This is a genomic window from Pseudomonas sp. yb_2 (assembly GCF_043103905.1).
Lineage (GTDB): Bacteria > Pseudomonadota > Gammaproteobacteria > Pseudomonadales > Pseudomonadaceae > Aquipseudomonas > Aquipseudomonas alloputida.
Map to the genome: position 1 here is coordinate 1 of NZ_JBICKH010000001.1, position 20757 is coordinate 20757.

A 20757-nucleotide genomic window follows, 5' to 3' on the forward strand; every position below is an offset into this window, starting at 1 on the left:
AACACCTACCCGCCAAAGCGCGAATTCCGCCCATTGCCCTATACACACCGCGACACATTGTCAGCTTGACTTTGCCTCTACCCACCCAATTGCTGTAAAGTTGACGCCAAGGTCAGCTTTTCTCAAGCCAGGCCAAGAATCAAAAGAAAGGGCAGGCCCCAACTGCCCAGAGGATCAAGCATGTCCAACCGTGATATTTCCCGGCGCGCCTTCCTGCAAGGCGGCCTGATCGCTGGTGTCGGCGTGACCATGGCGCCACTTGGCAGCCAGGCCTTCGCCGCGTTGATGGAGGAGCGCGTCACCACCTCGCCACAGAAGTGGATGAACCACGACGGCAAGGCGCGTTTCCGTAACGATGCCTTGTCCAAGGTCTGCGGCGACAAAGTGTTCGCCCGCGACATCCGCGCCAAGGACATGCCCGGCTGGCCCGCGCAGCAAGGTCATGCGCTGCTGCTCAAGGCGACCAAGGTCGACCGGATTTATGCCGGCCATGACCTCAGCCTGCTCGGCAGCGACCTGCAGCCGGACCGCATCGTCACCGCCGCCGACCTCGAACAGGACGGCATTGCCTGGCCCGAGGCCCATTCGCCCGACCCGCTGCTGCCGCCCGGCAAGGTGCCGATGTTCATCGGCCACCCGGTGGCGATCCTGATCTGGCATGACTTCGAGCGCTTCCGCCAGGCCAAGCGCAAGCTGCAGTTCAATCAGCAGGCGATCCGTTACGGTGCCCAGGCGCCGCTGTACCAGCGCGACCCTTATGGCAGCTTTCGCTTCGTGCGGGTGGGTGGCGCCACGCCGTTCGACGACGATGAGTTCTCCAGCCTGAAGAACTCCATGCTGTTCCCCACCATTCTCAACCGCAAGCCGGTGTGGTCGAAGCAGCCCAACCAGCACGGCGACCTGACCGAGCAGGGGTTGTTCTACGCCAAGCGCATGGCCGAGCAGCTGGACAACCCGCCCGAGGACTGGCTGGTGTTCGACGAGCGCTACAAGACGCCGTCCATCGAACCTGCCGCACTGGAGCCGGACAACGGCAACGGCTGGTATGACCCGGCCACGGGCACGCTGCACTTCGTGGTCGCCACTCAGTGCCCGTTCGAAGTGGCGCAGGAATGCGTGCACATGATCAAACCGTCGCGCTTCGCCTTGAACACGCTGAACATGCACCCGGGCTATACCGTGGGCTATGGCTCAAAAGACAACAATATCTTCGTCTTCTATGCCGCGGTGGCTGCGCTGTACGGCGCCGGCGTGCCGATCCGCCTGGCCAACGACCGCTACGAGCAGTTCCAGAGCGGCATCAAGCGCCATGCCTTCGATATCCGCTACCAGCTGGCGGTGGACAAGAAGGACAACAGCTTCAAGATCTTCCGCGCCGACATGAGCTGCGACGGCGGCGGGCGCATCAACTACAGCCCGTCGGTGGCCGCCGTGGGCGCCACTGCTGCCCAGTCGATCTACTACATGCCACAGAACGACCTGTCGGTAACCGCCTACTACTCCCGTGGCGTCGAGGCCGGCTCCATGCGCGGTTACGGCACCCTGCAGAGCATGGCGGCCACCGAGATGATGGTGGATGAGATCGCTGGCCGCCTGGGCGTCGATGCCATCGACCTGCGCCGCGCCAACGCGCTGAAATCGGGCATGAAGAACACCCAGGGTGCGGTCCCGGCCGGCGCCCTGCGCCTGTACGAGATCCTCGACAAGGCCGCTGTGCACGACTGGTGGCGCAACCGCGATGCACGCAAGCAACAGATGGACGCCAAGGACCCGGACCACTGGTACGGCGTCGGCTTCGCCATCTGCCAGAAGGACTTCGGCACAGGCTCCGAGGCGCCGATGGCCAGTGTCGAGTTCAGCGCCGATGGTCGCATCAGCCTGCGCCACATCGGCACCGAGCTGGGCACTGGCATGTCCACTTCCCAAGCACTGGTGGTCAGCGACTTCCTTGGCCGTTCGGCCGACGAGGTGAAGACCGCGGTCACCGAATGGCCGGAGCTGCAGCTGACCACCAGCGGCAACCCCTACCTGATCAGTCAGCCCGAACAGGACGCCGCGCTGCGCAACCCGCGCTGGGTCGGCAAGCTGGCGTCGCCGTCGTCGGCGACCAACTCGGCATTCTACTTCAGCCATGCCACCCGCGAAGCGGCGCGTGTGCTGTTCAATCATGGGCTGTGGCCGGCGGCCATGGCGATCTGGAGCCAAGGCCCGCACGGCGGCCAGGCCAACCCGCTGGTGGTGCGCCGCGAAAATGCGGTTTGGGTCAACGGTGAGCTGACCGGCAACGGCCTGGCGCCGATTCCGTTTGCCCAGCTGGCGCAGAAGGCCCACGACATGGGGCTGGTCACTGGCGTGAGCGTGCACGGCTTCAACCGCTGGAGCTGGGCCGAGGCCGACTTTGTCATCGATGGCGTGCGCGAGCGCTTCCCGCTCGATGCCATGGCGGTGAAATACGGCGATGGTGCGGTGAATGCCAAGAAGGCGCAGATGGGCAGCCATGGCTATCACCTGCTCGACCGGCAGAATGCGGCCTACCCCGACACCCAGCTGAACAACGCCATGGTCACCTACTACAGCCCGGTGGCGACCATCGTCGAGGTCAAGGTCAACAAAGGCACCTTGGAGACGCAGGTGCTCAACCACCACAGTTGGGTCGAGTGTGGCCGGGTGCTGGTGCCGGAACTGGTCAAGGGCCAGCTCGAAGGCGGCATCGCCATGGGCATTGGCCATGCACTGACCGAAGAAATGCCGTTGTACGAGGGTGGGCCCGGGGAGGGCGACTGGAACTTCAACCGCTACCGCCTGCCGCATGCGCGCGATGTGGCGGTGTGGCAGCAGACCAGCGAAATCCTCCCGCCGCTGTCACCGACCGACCCCTCCAAGGGCATCGCCGAAGTGGTGATGATCCCGGTCGTCGGTGCCATCGGCAATGCCGTCGCGCATGCCATCGGCAAGCGCGTGCGCGATCTCCCCATCACCCCAGCCCGTATCAAGGAGGCCCTCAATGGCTAACCGTCCACTGCAACTGACGCTCAATGGTCAACCGGTCGGGCCGGTCGAGGTCCCCGCGGACCTGGCGATGATCGACTACCTGCACGAACACCAGAACCTCACCGGCTCGCGCCTGGGTTGCGGCCAGGGCATCTGCCACGCCTGCGTGGTGATCGTCGACAACCCCGACGGCACCAGCGAAGAAGTGCGCACCTGCATCACCGGTGCGCATTACTTCGAAGGCAAGAAGGTTCGCACCATCGAAGGCCATGCCAAGAAAGACGAGGCCGGCAACCTGACGCTCAACCCGATCCAGCAGAAGTTCGTCGACCTGTTCGCCTTCCAGTGCAGCTACTGCGCACCAGGCTTCGTCAATGCCGCTACCGTGCTGGTGGAAACGGCCCAGCGCCAGCCGTTGAAGAAGAGCGAAGTGGAGGACCGCATCGAGGCCAGCCTCGGTCACCACATCTGCCGCTGCACAGGCTATGTGCGTTACTACGATGCCACCCGCAAGGTGCTCAACGATCTCGGCCTGGTCAAGGAGGGTTGAACATGGGCTTCGTACGTAGCGCCTCGGCGTTGGCCCTCGGGCTGGCTGTCAGCTCGTTTGCCTTGGCGGCCGACGATGCGCAGGTCAAGCGCGGTGAATACCTGGCCCGCGCGGCCGACTGCATGGCCTGCCACACCGCCGAAGGCGGCGCGCCGTATGCGGGCGGCCTGCCGATCCATTCGCCGTTCGGCACCATTTATGGCAGCAATATCACCCCGGACAAACAGTACGGCATCGGCAACTACAGCGCCGACGAGTTCTTCGCCGCAGTCACCGAGGGCAAGCGCAAGGACGGCGCCAACCTTTATCCTGCGATGCCTTACACCTCGTACCACCTGATCAAGCGTGAAGATTCGGACGCGATCCTCGCCTACCTGATGACCATACCGCCGATCAACCGCCCGGCACCGCAGACCGCGCTGCGCTTCCCGTTCAATGTGCGCATGGGGCTCAGCGGCTGGAACATGCTGTATGGCAAGAGCGTGCAACTGCAGCCGACCGAGGGTAAAAGCCCGGCCTGGCAGCGCGGCCAGTACATGGTCGAGGTCATGGGCCATTGTGGCGAATGCCATACCCCGCGCAACCCGATCGGTGCGCTGCAGCAGGACCAACGCCTGAGCGGCGGCCTGCTGGGTGGCTACCTGGCGCCAAGCCTGTTGGCCCAGGACCTGGCCGAGCGCGGCTGGACCCAGCCGGACCTGACCACCTTCCTCAAGCACGGCATCAGCGCCCAGGGCAGCATGTTCAACGAGATGTTCCCGGTGGTGCACCACAGCACCCAGCACCTGGAAGATGCAGACCTTGCGGCCATGGCCACCTACCTGCTGGGCGACCAGCCGCCGCCGGCCAAGGCTATCGAGTCCGTTGCCCTGGAGCAGATGAGCGACAGTGCCAAGCGGGGCCACCAGCAGTACCTAAATGTCTGCGCCGGCTGCCATGGGGTTGACGGTGAGGGCAAGCCGCACATCGCCGTGGCCATGCGCGGCAACACCGTGCTGCGTCAGGCCGACTCGCGCAATCTGGTCAAGGTGGTCCTCGAGGGCATCCGTGAACAGCAGTTCACCGGCTTCGAGCGCATGCAGCCGATGCCGGGCTTTGCCGACAAGCTTGATGACCAACAGGTGATAGATATGGTCAACTACTTGCGCCAGGCCTGGGGTGGATTGCCCGGCGACCTGAACGTACAGCAGCTCGCCGAGCTGAAGGCGGAGTAAAGCGTGCAGCATCTCGATCTACAGGTGATCCGTCAGGCTTTGCAGTGGTCCTGCAACGGCGAGCGGGTATGGTTGTGCACAGTGCTCGCCACCTACGGCTCGGCGCCGCGTGCGCCGGGTTCGCTGCTGGCGGTGAACGCCAGCGGCCAGTGGCTGGGCTCGCTGTCCGGTGGCTGTGTCGAAGACGACTTTCTCGAACGCGTGGCCCTGGGGGAATTCCCGGAGCCGGTTGCCATCGTGCGTTATGGCGACGGCAGCGACCCGCGTTCGCGCGTTCGCCTGCCGTGTGGCGGTGTGCTTGAAGTACTGGTGGAGAACCTGCCGGTTGAATGCGAGGTGCAGGCGCATCTGCGTGAGCTGGAACGTGCGCTGCAGGGCCAGCGCCGGGTACTGCGTGAGGTGAGCCTGCCTATGGGTACCCGCCAGCTGTTCGATGACCATAGTCAGGGGCCACGGGTGGAACGGGAAAATGCCCGGGTGCGCTTGCGTGTCGGCGCCGCCCAGCGGCTGCTGCTGGCCGGTTATTCCAGCGTGGCGCATTTTTGCGTCGAATTCGGCAGGGGCATGGGGTTTGAGGTCATCCTTTGCGAGCCGCGTGATGAAGTACTCGACGGCGTAGTGCTGAATGGCATTGAGGTGCGCCGCGAGCTACCCTCGGAATTCATCGCCAATGGCGGTTGCCATGCCGATACGGCAGTGGTGGCATTGACCCATGATCCAAAAATCGATGACCTGGCCATGCTTGAAGCCGTGCGGACCGAAGCGTTCTACATCGGCGTGATGGGCTCCAAGGCCACCTCCGACAAGCGTCGCGAACGCTTGCAGCGAATTGGTGGCCTGGGTTGCGACGAGCTGGCGCGCATCCATGCGCCGATTGGCCTGAACCTGGGCAGCAAGACCCCGGCCGAGATCGCCCTGGCGGTACTGGCCGATATCCTTCGTGTGCGCAATGGCATCGAGCGGGCGGCGCTGTGAGCGTGGTTGCGTTGGTATTGGCGGCAGGCAGCAGTGTGCGCTTCGGCTCTGACAAGCGCCGTTCGCTGCTGGCTGACGGTCGAAGCTTGCTGGTGCACAGCGTAGAGAGCGCCTGCGCAGTGTTCGATGATGTGCGGGTGGTGTTGCGTGAAGGGGAGCGAGGTGTAGACCTGGGGTTGCCAGCGCGGTGCAGGGTGGTCTCCAGTCCGGATTTCACATTGGGCATGGGCCATAGCCTGGCGGCCGGTGCCGCTTCGCTGGCTGACAGCGAAGCGCAGGCAGTAGCGATTCTGTTGGGTGATATGCCCTGGGTGGAGCCCGCGACCCTGGATTTGCTTGCACGCGAGGCCAGTGGGTCAACGATAGTCCTGCCTTGTCATGCTGGACGACAGGGCCATCCGGTGTTGTTCGGGCGCGATTTCTGGCCGGCGCTTGCCCGGTTGAAGGGTGATGAAGGGGCGCGTTCGGTGCTGAAGGCCCATGCGGACCGTTGCGTCCGGCTGGATGTCGAGGATGCCGGCGTGCTGCAGGATGTCGATAGGCCGGATGCGGTGCGCCCTTGAATGCGTTCTTCAGAGGCTATTCATCTTCTTCGTCAGTGAGTTCATAGGGTTCGAGTTCGCCCAGTTGGGAAAGCAGCACCAGATGCTCCACTGTCTTCAGCTTCTCAAGACGCTCGAGGCTGTCTGGGCCTCCCAGCATCAAGGCGGGGACAAAGCCGTACATCTCGTCTGGGCCCAGGGTGCCGAGCCGTTCCCTGGCAGGTTCGAACAGGTCGTCGAAGTAGACGCACTCGGTCATCAGCCACATGAGCAAACCGTGGATCCTGCTGTCCCGTTCTTCGTCGCCTGAGCTGTGAGCGCCATCGAGGTAACGGGAATGGTAGGCCGCAATGGTCAGCACCGAACCGGTTTTCTCACCCCATAGGTACAGGTCGCCAAAAGCGCTGCGGGCGATGAGGTGATAAGTGTCGCTTGCTTCGAAGTGCGTACCTGCCAACCAAGAGGCCACTACACCCTGGTATTCCTGAGGATTTACCAGCCAGAACAAGCCGCCGCCGTAGCCGCACCAGCCGTGGTCTTGCCAGTATTCAAGGAGGCGATTGGGGAGTTTGCCTTGGTAATGATCGACAGCCGCAGGGGGTACGGGTTGCTGGCCGATGGGGTCGCCGAAGGTTTCCAGGAAAATGCTGAAGATGACATCCATTCGTTTAGGTCCTTTTGTGTGCTCAGAAGTCAGAGAAGCTGTAGGGTTCGAGTTCGGTGATTTGAGACAGCAAAATCAAATGCTCTATTGCTTTAAGTTTTTCTAGGTTTTTGAGGTCGGGGCGCCCTCCCAGCATCAATGCAGGAACAAAGGCATACATCTCATCTTCTTTCAAAATGCCCAGCTTTTTCTTCGCGGGCTCAAAAAAGTTTTCAAAATCGTTGTGTTCTTTTTTTCTTGATAGAAAGAAGCTTTGGACCTCTCTGGTTGCTTCGGTTTCAGTGAGTGTGCAGTTTTCACCTGTGTAACGGGACAGAAGACTTGTGATTTTTACTGAAAAGCCACTGTTTTCTCCCCAAAGATACAGGTCGCCGAAAGCGCTTCTGGCAATCAAGTGGTAAGTGTCCCGGTTTTCAAGGAGGGTACCCTCGGTCCAGGATGAGACAACGCCCTCATACTCCTGTGGATTAACCAGCCAGAATATACCTTCGCCAAAACCACACCATCCATGCTCTTTCCAGTATGCAAGTAACAACTCTGGAAGTTTTCCGTTATAGCGATCAATACTGGAGGGGGGCACCTCTCGACGCGAAAAAGGCGCGCCTATATTGTCAAGGAATATGGAGAATACCTCATCCATTTGCGATGCCTCTTGTCGTTAGCACTTATGAAGTCTTACATTCATGTAAGTCGAGTGGATGCCGAATTTCGGCGATTTTTCCGCAGCCTCTTTGATGCTGGCTAGTCTGTTTCGCCATTGCCTTCGGGTACGCCTGAGCCTGATCCTCGACAGCGCCTTCGTGATCATATGGGCGCTGGCCGCGGCGTGGATGCTGCGTGACCTGCGCCAGCAGATGATGTTCTTCCTCGACCAGCGCCTGGCGGCGTCGGCGCGTATGGTCGCCGGGCTGATCGACCAGTTGCCGCAGCCGCTGACCGCCAAGGGCGGGGAGGCGCATTTTTCCGCCGACCAGTTCAGCGTACCGGATGGCATGGCCTGTCAGGTCAGCTCGCTGCGTGGCGAGATCCTCGCCAGCAACCACAAGCACGATGGCGTCATGGACGCCGGGACGAAGCCGTGCATCTCATCCGCCGCTTTTTCCCGGCCAATACTGTGTTTAGAAGTCAGAAAAGCTATAGGGTTCGAGGGTGGAGATCTGTGCAAGTAGTATTAAGTGCTCGACAGCTTTGACTTTTTCTAGGTGGGCAAGATCGCAGGGGCCACCGAATGCCAAGGCTGGAACGAAGCCATACATCTCATCATGATTGAGTTTGCCTAATTTGTTATATGCAGGATCGAATAAATCGCCAAAGTCGCTGGACTCCCGTTCGATCAATAGAAAGAAGCCTTGCACCTCCTTGTCCATGTTGCCTGCATCAAGTTCATTCACTCTGCCGCAGTATTGTGAAGTGTGGGCTACGATGTCTAATGAAAAACCGGAATTTTCTCTGTACAGATAGAGATCACCAAAGGCGCCCCGAGCGATGACGTGATAGGTATCTCGCCCTTCGAGCGCAGTGCCTTCTATGAATGAGGCGGCTACGCCCTCGTAGTCTTGCGGATTGACCGTCCAGAATATTCCATCACCATATCCGCACCATCCGTGCTCGGTCCAGTATTCCAACAGTTTCTTCGGCAATTTACCGCTGTAGCGCTCTATGCTAGAAGGAGGCACCTCCTGCCTGAAAATCGGCTCGCCCATCTCTTCTATGAAGAGGGAGAAAAATTCGTCCATTGTCGCGCTCCTCATCCGCCGATACGCGGCAAGCCCTCGACGAAGAACTCGGCGATGGAAGCCAGCCCCAGCGCGCCAAGGATCCAGCCGCTGACCTTGAGGCCCATGACCGCGCCTGCACCAGCGAGCGGAATGGTTCCGGCGCCGCCGGCGAATGCGCCTACCGTCGCGCCAAGCAGGCCACCGGTAATGGTGCTGCCGACGACGATCATTGCCATCTGCTGCACGACCCTCAGCAGTTCGTCGATGATGCTGTTGATGTCGAGGTCGGCGAAGCGCTGGCGTAGCATGTGCGCCGCCTGCCATTCAGCGTGGTAGAAGGCTGTGCGGACAGCTTCGATCCGGCGCAGGTTGAGGCCCAGTGAGGCGACCTCTTCATTGAGGCTGGTGCGGAACTGGCCACCGCTTTGGTAGCCCACCATGGCGATGACACGTGACTCGATCTCGTGCCAGGAGGGCACGAGGTAATCCAGGTACATGAGGTGTCTCCCTGACAACGTGTGCAGGGGGAAATCCCATCATGGATTCGGATCAGAGGTTTCTGGGTCGGTTGTAGGAAAATGCGACTTCGTTTCTGTTGTGTTCGAGAAGCTCGGGAATTGGGGTTGAGGCTGCGAGGGGCAGGGTGGCGTCCCGCGCGGCGCTCGATCTCCCCCAAACCCTCCCCAAAAGGTCCATAATCCCCCCTTAATCCGCCCAAGGTGCAATAACAGCCACACCACACCGGGAGCCCCACCATGCACGTTCTGCTCTGCGAGGACGACGACCTGATCGCCGCCGGCATCTGCGCCGGTCTCACCGCCCAGGGCTTGACCGTGGACCGTGTGGGCAACGCCGCCGATGCGCGGGCAATGCTGCAGGCCGCGCAGTTCGACGTGATGATCCTCGACCTCGGCCTGCCCGACGAAGATGGCCTCAAGCTGCTGCGCCGCCTGCGCGAAAAAGGCGAGACCCTGCCGGTACTGGTGCTCACCGCCCGCGATGCCGTCACCGATCGTGTCGATGGCTTGCAGGCCGGTGCCGACGATTACCTGCTCAAGCCCTTCGATCTGCGCGAGCTTGCCGCACGCCTGCATACCTTGCTGCGGCGGGTGGCCGGGCGGGCGGTGAACGTGATCGAGCACGGCCCGCTGCGCTATGACCCGAGTAGCTGCGAGGCGACCCTGGCCGGCCAGCATGTCGACCTGTCCCGCCGTGAGCAGGCCCTGCTCCAGGCGCTGCTGCAGAACCCCGGGCGCGTGCTGTCCAGCGAGCAACTGAAAGACTGCGTGTATGGTTTCAGCGACGAAGTCGAGAGCAACGCCCTGAACGTGCACATCCACCACCTGCGGCGCAAGCTGGGTAACGGCATTGTCGAGACCGTGCGTGGCCTGGGCTACCGGCTGGGCCCGGCGCAGGCACCGCAAGAGGCCGCATCATGAGCCTGCGGGTACGCCTGAGCCTGATCCTCGGCAGTGCCTTCGTGATCATCTGGGCACTGGCCGCCGCGTGGATGCTGCGAGACCTGCGCCAGCAGATGATGTTCTCCCTCGACCAGCGCCTGGTGGCGTCGGCGCGTATGGTCGCCGGGCTGATCGACCAACTGCCGCAGCCGCTGACCGCCAAGGGCGGGGAGGCGCATTTTTCTGCCGACCAGTTCAGCGTACCGGATGGCATGGCCTGCCAGGTCAGCTCGCTGCGTGGCGAGATCCTCGCCAGCAACCACAAGCACGATGGCGCCATGGACGACGAGCGCAGCGGGTTTCGTGACCAGACCATCGACGATGCGCTTTGGCGCACCTTTACCTACAACCACGGCGATGTGCGCATCACCACGGCTGACCGGCACATGGAGCGCGAGGCGCTGAACCAGTCGATTCTGCTGGCGGCATCGGCGCCGGTACTGATGGCCCTGCTCGGCAGCCTGGGGCTGTTGTGGATCGGCCTTGGCAAGGGCCTGGAGCCGCTCAACCGCATGCGTGATGCGTTGCGCCGCAGGCGTGCGGATAGTGTCGAGCCGCTGCAGGTGGCGGGCATGCCCAGCGAGTTGCAGCCGTTGCTGGAGACCCAGAACCAGCTGTTCCTGCGCATTGCCCAGACCCTCGAGCGTGAGCGGCGCCTGACCGACGATGCCGCGCATGAACTGCGCAGCCCGCTGACCGCGATCAAGACCCACCTGCAGGTGGCGCGCATGACCGACGGTGCCGTGCGCGAGCAGGCGCTGGAGCATGCCGAGCAGGGCACCGACCGCATGCACCGCACGCTTGAGCAGTTGCTGATGCTGGCGCGGGTGGAAGGCAGCCTGTCGTTCGAGGATGGCGTGCAGTGCAGCGCCGAGCAGGTGGCCCGTCAGGCGGTGCAGGATGCCGGCGGCGGCGACAACCGGCGTATCCTGTTGCGTTTGCCAGAGGAGGCGACGCAAATCTACCTGGGGATGCCGGCACCGTTGGCGGTGGCAGCGCTGCGCAACCTGCTGGACAATGCCTTGCGTCATGGCGGCGATGAAGCCGTGGAGTTGGAGGTGCAGATGGCGGACGGCCAGGTGGGCTTCATGGTGCGTGACCATGGGCCAGGCATTGCTGAGGCGGACCTGGAGCACCTGACCGAGCGCTTCTGGCGCAATGGGCAGAGTGGTGGTTGCGGTTTGGGGCTGGCGATTGTGCAGGCGATCGTGCAGCGGTGTGCCGGTAGCCTGCGCTTTGACAGCCGTAGTGACGGCTTGCGGGTTTTGTTGCAGGTACCGGCGCGTCCTGGGCATTGATGTTTATCGCCTGTGCTGGCCTCTTCGCGGGTGAACCCGCTCCTACGGGCGGGTTTACCCGCGAAAGGGCCGGCACAGACAAAAATAAAATCGCGTAACAACCGCTAAATCCTCCCCCCACTCAAGCGTTTCCAAAGCGATAACCGCCCATCCGCTTGCTCGCGAGGATTTACCCATGTCCACCGCTTCCAGCCTTGCCCGGGTTGTACCGGCCAGCGTGCCGCAACCCTTGTACGAATTCACCGATTCGCCTTTGCTGCAACGCCAGCAACAGCAGGAATCCAACGCCCGCAGCTACCCGCGGCGCATCCCGCTGGCGCTCAGGCGTGCCCGTGGCATCCACGTCGAAGACGTCGAAGGCCGCCAGTTCATCGACTGCCTGGCCGGTGCCGGCACCCTGGCCCTGGGCCACAACCACCCGGTGGTGGTCGAGGCGATCCAGCGGGTGCTGGCTGACGAGTTGCCGCTGCACACCTTGGACCTGACCACCCCGGTCAAGGACCGCTTCGTCCAGGACCTGTTCGGCATCCTGCCCGAGGCGCTGCGCCGCGAGGCCAAGGTGCAGTTCTGTGGCCCGACCGGCACTGATGCAGTCGAGGCTGCGCTCAAGCTGGTGCGCACCGCCACCGGCCGCAGCACCGTGCTGGCCTTCCAGGGCGCCTACCATGGCATGAGCCAAGGCGCGCTGAACCTGATGGGCAGCCATGGGCCGAAGCAGCCACTGGGGGCCTTGCTCGGCAACGGCGTGCAGTTCATGCCTTACCCGTACGACTACCGCTGCCCGTTCGGCCTGGGCGGTGAGGCCGGGGTCAAGGCCAACCTGCATTACCTGGAAAACCTGCTGCTCGATCCGGAAAGCGGCGTGCCGCTGCCCGCCGCCGTGATCCTCGAAGTGGTGCAGGGTGAGGGCGGGGTGGTTCCGGCCGACATCGAATGGCTCAAGGGCGTGCGGCGCATTACCGAGCAGGCGGGCGTGGCGTTGATCGTCGACGAGATCCAGAGCGGCTTCGCCCGTACCGGGCGCATGTTTGCCTTCGAGCACGCCGGTATCGTGCCTGATGTGGTCACCTTGTCCAAAGCCATCGGTGGCAGCCTGCCGCTGGCGGTAGTGGTCTATCGCGACTGGCTGGACACCTGGAAGCCAGGTGCGCATGCCGGTACCTTCCGCGGCAACCAGATGGCCATGGCCGCGGGCTCGGCGGTGATCAACTACCTGGTCGAGCATCGCCTGGCCGAGCATGCCGAGGCCATGGGGCAGCGGTTGCGTGGGCATTTGCAGCGCCTGCAGCGGGACTATCCGCAGTTGGGTGATATCCGTGGCCGTGGCTTGATGCTGGGTGTGGAACTGGTCGACCCACAAGGCCAGCCGGATGCTCTGGGCCACCCACCGGCTAATCGCGACTTGGCGCCGAAGGTGCAGCGCGAGTGCCTCAAGCGCGGGCTGATCCTGGAGTTGGGTGGGCGGCATGGGGCGGTGGTGCGTTTCCTGCCGCCGTTGATCATCAGTGCCGAGCAGATCGACGAGGTTGCCCAGCGCTTCAGCGCTGCAGTCGCCGCCGCCGTAGGCAGCGTTTGACGCCGCGCTGCATGCCACTGTTTGACGCGGTCGGCCTGCAAGGCTGGCCGCCAACCCAAGCGTGTCGACGGTCTCTACGGAGCCTGGCGACAAGGAGAGCGAAACATGAGTGTACTTGCCGGGGTCAAGGCGCGGCCATTGATGCCCGAACGGGGCGCTTTACCGCTGCTGATCGAAGCGCCCGAACCGGGGCTTGGCTTGCTGGATGTCTTCGACGAACTCAAGGCTATCGTCGATGGCCACCTCGACCAGTGCGGCGGGGTACTGCTGCGCGGTTTCGACGTGGGCGGAGTCACGGCCTTTCGCGAATTCGCCCAGGCCTTCGGCCACCCGCTGCTCAACTACGAGTTCGGCTCGACGCCGCGCAGCAATGTTACCCAAGGGGTCTACACCTCCACGGAGTACCCCGCGCACCAGAGCATCCCGCTGCACAACGAGCAGGCCTACAGCCTCGACTGGCCGATGCGGATCTGGTTCTACAGTGTGATCGCCGCTCAGACTGGCGGTGAAACGCCAATTGCCGACAGCCGTGAAGTGTTCCGGCGCATGCCGGCCGACATACGCGAGCGCTTTGCCAGCAAGCGCCTGATGTATGTGCGCAACTACGGCAATGGCCTTGATGTGAGTTGGGAGCAGGTGTTCAACACCGAGGACCGCAGCGTAGTGGAGGCCTATTGCCGCGCGCACCACATCGACTGGGAATGGAAGGACGACGGTGAGCTGCGCACGCGCCAGGTCTGCCAGGCCGTGGCCACGCACCCCTGGACGGGGGATCAGGTATGGTTCAATCAGGCCCACCTGTTCCATGTCTCCAACCTACCGGCCGAGGTGCGCGAAAGCCTGCTGGAAATCGTCGACGAGGAAGACTTGCCGCGCAACGTCTACTACGGCGACGGCACACCGATCGAGAACGAAGTGCTCGAACGCATTCGCGCTGTGCTGGACGATTGCGCGATCAGTTTCCCCTGGCAGGAAAACGACGTGCTGATGCTCGACAACATGCTCGCGGCGCACGCCCGGGCACCGTTCACCGGGCCACGCAAAGTGGTCGTGGCCATGGCTCAGGGGCACCGCGAAGCGGCGCTTTGAGGCCACTGTGGCGAGCGCTTGCGGCTTGCCGCAGGCGCTCGCCAGCGCAGCGTCCGGGCATGGCGCTGCCGCGTTAAATTCGCCCTCCCTCCGCTCGTTCTACTGGAAACGCTTTGGCCGCACGGCCGAGCTGCAGATCAGTAAGGACCCCGAGCATGAACGCCCAAGACTCACTCAAACTGGCTCGACGCTTCATCGAGCTGCCCGCTGCCAAGCGACGGTTGTTTCTGGATGCCATGCGCGGGGAGGGCGTCGATTTCGCGCTGTTGCCGATCGCGCCTGGGGTCGAGGTTGCCGCCCGTGACGCGCTGTCATATGCCCAGCAGCGCATGTGGTTCGCCTGGCGGCTCGATGCCAAGAGTGCTGCCTACAACCTGCCCATGGCAGTCAAGCTCAAGGGGCCGATAGCGCCTGAGGCCTTGCAGCAGGCGCTGGACACCCTGGTGGCGCGACATGAATCGCTGCGCACGCTGTTTCCCGAGGTTGACGACCAGCCACGCCAACGCGTGCAGGCGCAGGCGTCGATCAGGGGCGAGCTGTTGGACCTTTCCCACCTGCAGGGCGAGGCCCAGGCGCAGCAGGTCGAGGCCGTATGTGCTGCAGAGTCGGCGGCACCCTTCGACTTGGCCGCCGGGCCGCTGATGCGGGTGCGCTTGCTGCGCACCTCGGCCACCGAGCACCTGTTGCTGATCACTCTGCACCATATCATCGCCGACGGCTGGTCGCTGGGTATCCTGATCGACGAACTGGTTCGGCTTTACGATGCCGCCGTGGCCGGCCAGGCGTCAGCACTTGCGCCGCTGGCCATCCAGTATCGCGATTTCGCCCTGTGGCAGCGCAGCTGGCTGGAAGCCGGCGAGCAGGCGCGCCAGCTGGAGTACTGGTTGGCTCATCTGGGCAACGACCACCCCGTGTTGCAATTGCCGAGCGATCACCTGCGTCCGGCGCTGCCCAGCTACCGTGGCGAACGCCTGGAGCTGCAAATCGATGCAGCGTTGGCCCAGCGCCTGCAGGCCCTGGCCAGGCGGCACAACGTTACGCTGTTCGTGGTGCTGCTGGCCGCTTTCAAGACCTTGTTGTACCGCTACAGCGGCCAGTCGCGGGTACGCGTCGGTGTGCCGATCGCCAACCGCAACCGCAGTGAAGTGGAGGGACTGATCGGTTGCTTCATCAATACCCAGGTGCTGCAGACCGACATCGATCCGACTCAGGGTGGTGCGCACCTGCTGAGCCAGGTCAAAGCCTGTGCGGCGCAGGCGCAATCGCACCAGGACGTGCCGTTCGACAAGCTGGTGGAAGCGCTGGGCCTGGAGCGCACCGGGGGCGTGAGCCCGCTGTTCCAGGTGCTTTTCAACCATCAGTCGATGGTCACCGACGTCGCCACTGTGCGCACCGCCTCGGGCCTTGAGCTGGAAAAACTCGAGCTGCGCAAGAGCACTGCACGCTTCGACCTTACCCTGGACACCGTGGAGGTTGCCGGGCAGCTTCGCGCCGCCTTCACCTTTGCCCTTGACCTGTTCGAGCGCGACACCGTCGAGGCCATGGGGCGTGATTGGCTGAGCCTGCTGGCCGCCCTCAGCCGCGATGACGTCGCTGCGCTGGGTGACTGGCCGCTGGCGGGCGCACCTGTTGCCGCACCGCAGGTGCTGCCTTATGCCGGCCCGTTGCTGCACCAGCGCGTGACGGCCTTTGCCAAGGCGCAGCCGCAGCGCATCGCCGTTGTCAGTGCCGATGGCTCGCTCAGTTACGGCGAGCTCGACGCGCGCGCCGATCAGCTGTGTGCCCAGCTGCAAGCGCACGGTGTGGTCGCCGATCAGCCGGTGGGCCTGATCGCCGAGCGCTCGGTGAACCTGTTGGTTGGCCTGCTGGCGATTCTCAAGGCCGGGGGGGCGTATGTACCGCTGGAGCCGGGTCAGCCGCAGCAGCGAATGGCATTCATGCTGCGTGACGCACAGATCAAGGTCTTGCTCAGGGCCGAGGACGAGCCTGGCCCGGCCATCGGGGGCGTACAGTGCCTGGCGCTGAACGCGGCAGGTGGCGAGGCAGGGGTGCCCGTGGCGGTTCACTCCGGCAACCTGGCTTATGTGATCTACACCTCGGGCACCACCGGTATGCCCAAGGGGGTCGCGGTGTCTCATGGGGCGCTGGCCAATTACCTTGAAGGCTTGTCCGAGCGGATTGCCCTTGGCGATCTGGAACACTTCGCCATGGTCTCCACGCCTGCCGCCGACCTTGGGCATACCATGCTGTTTGGCGCGCTCTGGGCCGGCAAGACGGTACATCTGCTGCAGCGCGAGGCGGTGCTCGATGCCGACGGTTTCGCCGCCTACCTGTCGGCAAACCACGTCGATGCGCTGAAAATCGTGCCTTCGCACCTGGGTGCGCTGCTCGATGCCTGCGCCGATGCCAGCGTGCTGCCGCAGCGTTGCCTGGTGCTTGGCGGCGAGGCCTGCCCGCCGGCACTGCTGGCGCGTATCGGCACCTTGCGCCCGGGCCTGAAGGTCTTGAACCATTACGGGCCGACCGAAACCACGGTAGGCGTGCTCACCGCCGAACTGGCGGCTGGCGAGGTAACGCATCTGGGCAGCCCGTTGCGCAACAGCCGAGTGCAGGTGCTCGACGCCACGCTGCAGGCGGTGCCCGGTATGGCCAAAGGCGAGCTGTGCATCGCCGGGGCCGGCCTGGCCCGTGGTTACCTCGCACGCCCTGGGTTGACCGCTGAGCGTTTCGTGCCTGATGCCCACGGCGAGCCTGGGGCGCGTCTGTACCGCACCGGCGATGTGGTGCAGCGTGATCGCCAAGGCCGCCTGTTGTACCTGGGGCGCGTCGATCACCAGCTGAAGATTCGCGGCTACCGCGTCGAGCCGGGGGAGATCGAGGCGTGCCTGCAAGGCCTGCCGGATGTGGACAAGGCGGTGGTGCGTGCCACCGGCCAGGATGGCAGTTTGCAGCTGCTGGCCTACCTGGTGGCGCCGCGGCTGCTGGCCCGCGAGCGTGATGCCGAGGCGGCACAGGAGGCCGTGCAGCAAGCGCTGAAGTTGCACGTGCAGGCGCACATGGTGCCAGCCCGCGTGTTGTTCCTCGACAGCCTGCCATTGACTGCCAACGGCAAGGTCGACCTGGCCAGATTGCCGCTGCCGGACCAACAACACCCGGCGGCCAGCCACACACCGGCTCAGACGCCACTGCAGATCGACCTGGCCAACCTTTGGCAGGAAGTGCTGGGCTGTCCGCAGGTCGGCTTGGACGACAACTTCTTTGCCCTGGGTGGGCACTCGCTCATGGCCACCCAGATCGTCTCGCGCGCACGCCGACAACTGGGCCTGGATATCCCGTTGCGCCTGCTGTTCGATACGGCTGACCTGCGCAGCTTCAGCCACAGGGTCAGCCAACTGGGCGAGGTGGCCGATGCACCGATCCAGGTGCTCGACCGCCAGGCTTGGTTGCCGGTGTCCCATGCCCAGTACCGCCAGTGGCTGTTCTGGAAAATCCATCCGCACAGCTCGGCCTACCACACGCCGATGGCCGTGCGCATCACCGGTGCCCTGGACCGTGAAGCGCTGGCCCAAGCGTTTTCGGCGCTGGTGTCACGGCATGAATCATTGCGTACCTGTTTCGAAGAGCAGCAAGGTGTGCCTGGCTTGCGCGTCCACGCCAATCTCGCGGTCACCCTTGAGCAGCAGCAGGCGCAAGCCTTTGACCCCGCGCAACTGTTGCAGCAGTTGCAGGCCGACATCCAGCAGCCATTCGACCTTGCCAACGGGCCGCTGATTCGCATGAAGCTGTATCAGCGTGGCGAGCAGGAGCACCTACTGCTCGTGACCCTGCACCACATCGTCTCCGACGGCTGGTCGATGGGCGTGATGGTGCGCGAGTGCATTGCCGTCTACAACCACCATGCCGCAGGGGCAGCGCAGCCTGATTTCGCGCCTTTGCCGGTGCAATACGCCGACTATGCCAGCTGGCAACGCGAGCGCCTGAGCGAAGGCCAGATGCAAGCCCAGCTCGGCTACTGGCAGGCGCACCTGGAAGATGATTTTGCAGTGCTGCAGTTACCTGCCGACCGCCCACGGCCCGAGCTGCAAAGCTATCGGGGCGGACGTCTGGACGTGCGCCTGCCCACGCAGTTGACGGCGGACCTGCGGCGCCTGGCAGTGCGCTGCAACGCCACGCTGTTCCACGTCTTCCTAGCCTCGTTCGGCCTGCTGCTGGCGCGCTACAGCGGCAACGAGAAGATCAACATCGGCGTGCCCATGACCAACCGCAATCGCCTGGAGCTCGAAGGGTTGATCGGGTTCTTCGTCAACACCGTGGTGCTGCGGCTGAGTGTGGACTACAGCGTCAGTTTCGAGCAGTTGCTGGCCCATACCAAAGAAATCAGCCTGCAGGCCCAGGCCAACAAGGACCTGCCATTCGACGCTCTGGTCGAGGCGCTGCAGCCAGAGCGCGGCATGGGTTACAACCCGTTGTTTCAGGTGATGTACAACCACTTGCGCGATCTGGGTGAGCAGGTGACCGGGCAAAGCTTGAATGGCCTGCAGGTAGAGGAGGTGGACCTTGACGAAGGCACCGCGCAGTTCGATCTCTCGCTCGACACCGTGGAGCGCTCCGACGGCGTGTTGGCGACCTTCACCTATGCCGTCGACCTGTTCGACCCCTCACGCATACAGCGTATGGCCACGCACTGGCTGAACCTGCTGCAAGCGCTGTGTGCCCAGCCGCACGCCTGCGTCGATCGCCTGGCCCTGGCCACGGCCGACGAGCGCCGTCTGGTCGAGAGAGACTGGTGCCAGGGGCCTGCAGAGCAATTGAGCGATACCGCCGTGGCCCGCCAGTTCGAAGCGCAAGTGCTGCGCGCACCGGATGCCGTGGCTGTCATCCATGAAGGCCAGGCCTGGAGCTATGCCGAACTCAACCGGCGCGCCAACCGCCTGGCCCATCGCCTGCAAGCGCTCGGCGCCGGGCCTGAGGTGCTGATCGGTGTGGCCCTGGAGCGGGGCCTGGGGATGGTCGCGGGCTTGCTGGCGATCCTCAAGGTGGGCGCTGCCTATGTGCCGCTGGACCCTGACTACCCGGCCGAACGCCTGGCCTACATGATCGAGGACAGCGGCCTGGCCTTGCTGCTGACCCAGGCAAGCCTGAGTGAGCAGCTGGCGGTGCCTGCCTGTGTCACGCAGGTGTGCCTCGACGCGCTGCTCGAAGACGGTGACGCTTCCAACCCGCAGGTCGCCATCGACCCTGCCACGCTGGCCTACGTCATGTACACCTCGGGCTCCACCGGGCGGCCCAAGGGTGTGGCGATCACCCAGGGCGCACTGAGCCAGCATGCCCAGGTGTCGCTGGGCTTCTTCAACCTCAAGCCCAGCGATCGCATCCTGCAATTCGCCACCTTCAACTTCGACGGCTTCGTCGAGCAGCTGTACCCGGCGCTGATCTGCGGCGCTTCGGTGGTGGTCCGCGGGCCGGAGTTGTGGGGCAGTGAGCGGTCCTACCGCGAACTGATCAGCAATGACATCAGCGTGGTAGATGTGACCACCGCCTACTGGTTCATGCTGGCCAAGGACTTTGCCGAGCACGGCCCTCGCGACTACGGCCGCCTGCACCAGTTTCACGCCGGCGGCGAAGCCATGCCGCCGGAGGGCTTGCTCGCCTGGCAGGCGGCGGGCCTTGGCCATGTAACGCTGCTCAATACCTACGGCCCGACTGAGGCGACCGTCACGGTTACCGCCCACGACTGCGCGCCTTACCTAGGCGCCACGGCGCAGGCGCTGCCACCGGTGATGCCGATCGGCCGGGTGCTGGCCGGGCGCAGCATCCACCTGCTGGATAACAGCGGCGGTGCTGTGCTCAATGGCGCGGTCGGCGAGCTGATGATCGGCGGTGAACTGCTCGCCAGGGGCTACCACCAGCGCCCTGGCCTGACTGCCGAGCGCTTCATCCCCGACCCGTTCGGCGCCCCCGGCAGCCGCCTCTATCGCTCCGGCGACCTGGCGCGCTACCTCGCCGATGGGCAGATCGAATATGCCGGGCGCATCGACCATCAGGTGAAGATTCGCGGCTTCCGCATCGAGCTGGGAGAAGTCGGCGCGCGCCTGCTGGAGCACGCCAGCGTACGTGATGCCCTGGTCATCGACGTCGATGGGCCGCTGGGCAAGCAACTGGTTGGCTACCTGGTGCCTGCGGTGGCAGACGTCGCCCAGGCCAGCGTGCAAACGCAACAGGAGCTTCTGGCGCAGTTGCGCACCGACCTTCGCAGCAGCCTGCCGGACTACATGGTGCCTGCCCACCTCATATGGTTGCCCGAGCTGCCCCTGAGCCCGAACGGCAAGCTGGACCGCAAGGCGCTGCCGCAACCCGATCTGGCCCAGCTTCAGGTGCGCTATGTGCCGCCGTACAGCGATACCGAATGCAAGGTCGCAGCGATCTGGGCCGATGTCCTGCGCATCGAGCAGGTCGGGCTGGACGACAACTTCTTTGAACTGGGTGGTCACTCGCTGCTGGCGGCCCAGGCCCTCTCACGTATCAACAGCCAACTGGGCATCGATATGCCGATCCGTCTCATCTTCGAAACACCGGTTCTGCGGGCCTTTGCCCAGGCGCTGGAAGGCGCGGGCCAGGCCCTGACCGAAGAAGGCCTCGCCGGTATCGAACAACTGATGAATGAATTGACTGAGGCTTGA

Annotated in this window: 13 protein-coding genes and 2 pseudogenes; 11 read left to right on the plus strand and 4 right to left on the minus strand. The window is 63.8% G+C overall.

The genetic code is table 11. The annotated features are described in order from the left end of the window. Nucleotides 1-180 precede the first annotated feature (180 nt). Genes ACF8FB_RS00005 through ACF8FB_RS00025 form a run of 5 tightly spaced genes read left to right on the plus strand, consistent with a single transcriptional unit; the run spans nucleotide 181 to nucleotide 6293 of the window. Entirely contained in the window at nucleotides 181-3012 is a 2832-nt protein-coding gene (locus ACF8FB_RS00005; RefSeq protein WP_392510743.1) for a xanthine dehydrogenase family protein molybdopterin-binding subunit, read from the plus strand. Next, nucleotides 3005-3541 (plus strand): (2Fe-2S)-binding protein, encoded by a 537-nt coding sequence (locus ACF8FB_RS00010; RefSeq protein WP_003254265.1) that lies wholly within the window; start codon nucleotides 3005-3007, stop codon nucleotides 3539-3541. The genes ACF8FB_RS00005 and ACF8FB_RS00010 overlap by 8 nt, the downstream gene beginning before the upstream one ends. Before the next feature lie 2 nt (nucleotides 3542-3543). Further along, nucleotides 3544-4755, plus strand: coding sequence for a cytochrome c (locus tag ACF8FB_RS00015; RefSeq protein WP_392510746.1), 1212 nt, complete (start codon nucleotides 3544-3546; stop codon nucleotides 4753-4755). 3 nt (nucleotides 4756-4758) lie between these two features. Continuing rightward, entirely contained in the window at nucleotides 4759-5730 is a 972-nt protein-coding gene (locus ACF8FB_RS00020; RefSeq protein WP_392509420.1) for an XdhC family protein, read from the plus strand. After that, on the plus strand, nucleotides 5727-6293 hold the full coding sequence (locus ACF8FB_RS00025; protein WP_392509419.1) for an NTP transferase domain-containing protein: 567 nt from the start codon (nucleotides 5727-5729) through the stop codon (nucleotides 6291-6293). Before ACF8FB_RS00020 ends, ACF8FB_RS00025 begins: the two co-directional genes overlap by 4 nt. A gap of 16 nt (nucleotides 6294-6309) precedes the next feature. Here the strand turns inward: ACF8FB_RS00025 and ACF8FB_RS00030 are convergent, their stop codons facing one another. Both ACF8FB_RS00030 and ACF8FB_RS00035 read right to left on the minus strand, forming a co-directional pair. After that, nucleotides 6310-6936, minus strand: coding sequence for a GAD-like domain-containing protein (locus ACF8FB_RS00030; RefSeq protein WP_392509418.1), 627 nt, complete (start codon nucleotides 6934-6936; stop codon nucleotides 6310-6312). A 22-nt stretch (nucleotides 6937-6958) separates the two neighbouring features. Further along, nucleotides 6959-7576 carry a GAD-like domain-containing protein gene (locus ACF8FB_RS00035; RefSeq protein ID WP_060489310.1) on the minus strand — a complete coding sequence of 206 codons (618 nt, stop codon included), beginning with the start codon at nucleotides 7574-7576 and terminating at the stop codon, nucleotides 6959-6961. Between the two features lie 94 nt (nucleotides 7577-7670). Here ACF8FB_RS00035 and ACF8FB_RS00040 point away from each other — a divergent pair. Continuing rightward, nucleotides 7671-8000, plus strand: a pseudogene (locus tag ACF8FB_RS00040) (two-component sensor histidine kinase); the annotation flags it as partial. A 54-nt stretch (nucleotides 8001-8054) separates the two neighbouring features. Here the strand turns inward: ACF8FB_RS00040 and ACF8FB_RS00045 are convergent. Together ACF8FB_RS00045 and ACF8FB_RS00050 are read right to left on the minus strand one after the other, a co-directional pair. Beyond that, nucleotides 8055-8672, minus strand: coding sequence for a GAD-like domain-containing protein (locus ACF8FB_RS00045; protein WP_392510749.1), 618 nt, complete (start codon nucleotides 8670-8672; stop codon nucleotides 8055-8057). Between the two features lie 17 nt (nucleotides 8673-8689). After that, nucleotides 8690-9151, minus strand: a pseudogene (locus tag ACF8FB_RS00050) (DUF6861 domain-containing protein); the annotation flags it as partial. Nucleotides 9152-9409: 258 nt separating this feature from the next. Between ACF8FB_RS00050 and ACF8FB_RS00055 the strand changes: the two are divergent. From ACF8FB_RS00055 to ACF8FB_RS00075, 5 genes are all read left to right on the plus strand, one after another. Beyond that, entirely contained in the window at nucleotides 9410-10093 is a 684-nt protein-coding gene (locus tag ACF8FB_RS00055; protein WP_020193358.1) for a response regulator transcription factor, read from the plus strand. After that, on the plus strand, nucleotides 10090-11412 hold the full coding sequence (locus ACF8FB_RS00060; protein ID WP_010954979.1) for an ATP-binding protein: 1323 nt from the start codon (nucleotides 10090-10092) through the stop codon (nucleotides 11410-11412). Before ACF8FB_RS00055 ends, ACF8FB_RS00060 begins: the two co-directional genes overlap by 4 nt. 175 nt (nucleotides 11413-11587) lie before the next feature. Continuing rightward, the gene (locus ACF8FB_RS00065) at nucleotides 11588-12988 is read left to right on the plus strand and encodes an aspartate aminotransferase family protein (protein WP_049588211.1); all 1401 of its coding nucleotides are present in this window, start codon (nucleotides 11588-11590) and stop codon (nucleotides 12986-12988) included. 105 nt (nucleotides 12989-13093) lie between these two features. Continuing rightward, nucleotides 13094-14077 (plus strand): TauD/TfdA family dioxygenase, encoded by a 984-nt coding sequence (locus tag ACF8FB_RS00070; RefSeq protein ID WP_392510751.1) that lies wholly within the window; start codon nucleotides 13094-13096, stop codon nucleotides 14075-14077. A gap of 155 nt (nucleotides 14078-14232) precedes the next feature. Beyond that, nucleotides 14233-20757: an amino acid adenylation domain-containing protein gene (locus tag ACF8FB_RS00075; protein ID WP_392510752.1), complete on the plus strand. Its 6525-nt coding sequence runs from the start codon at nucleotides 14233-14235 to the stop codon at nucleotides 20755-20757.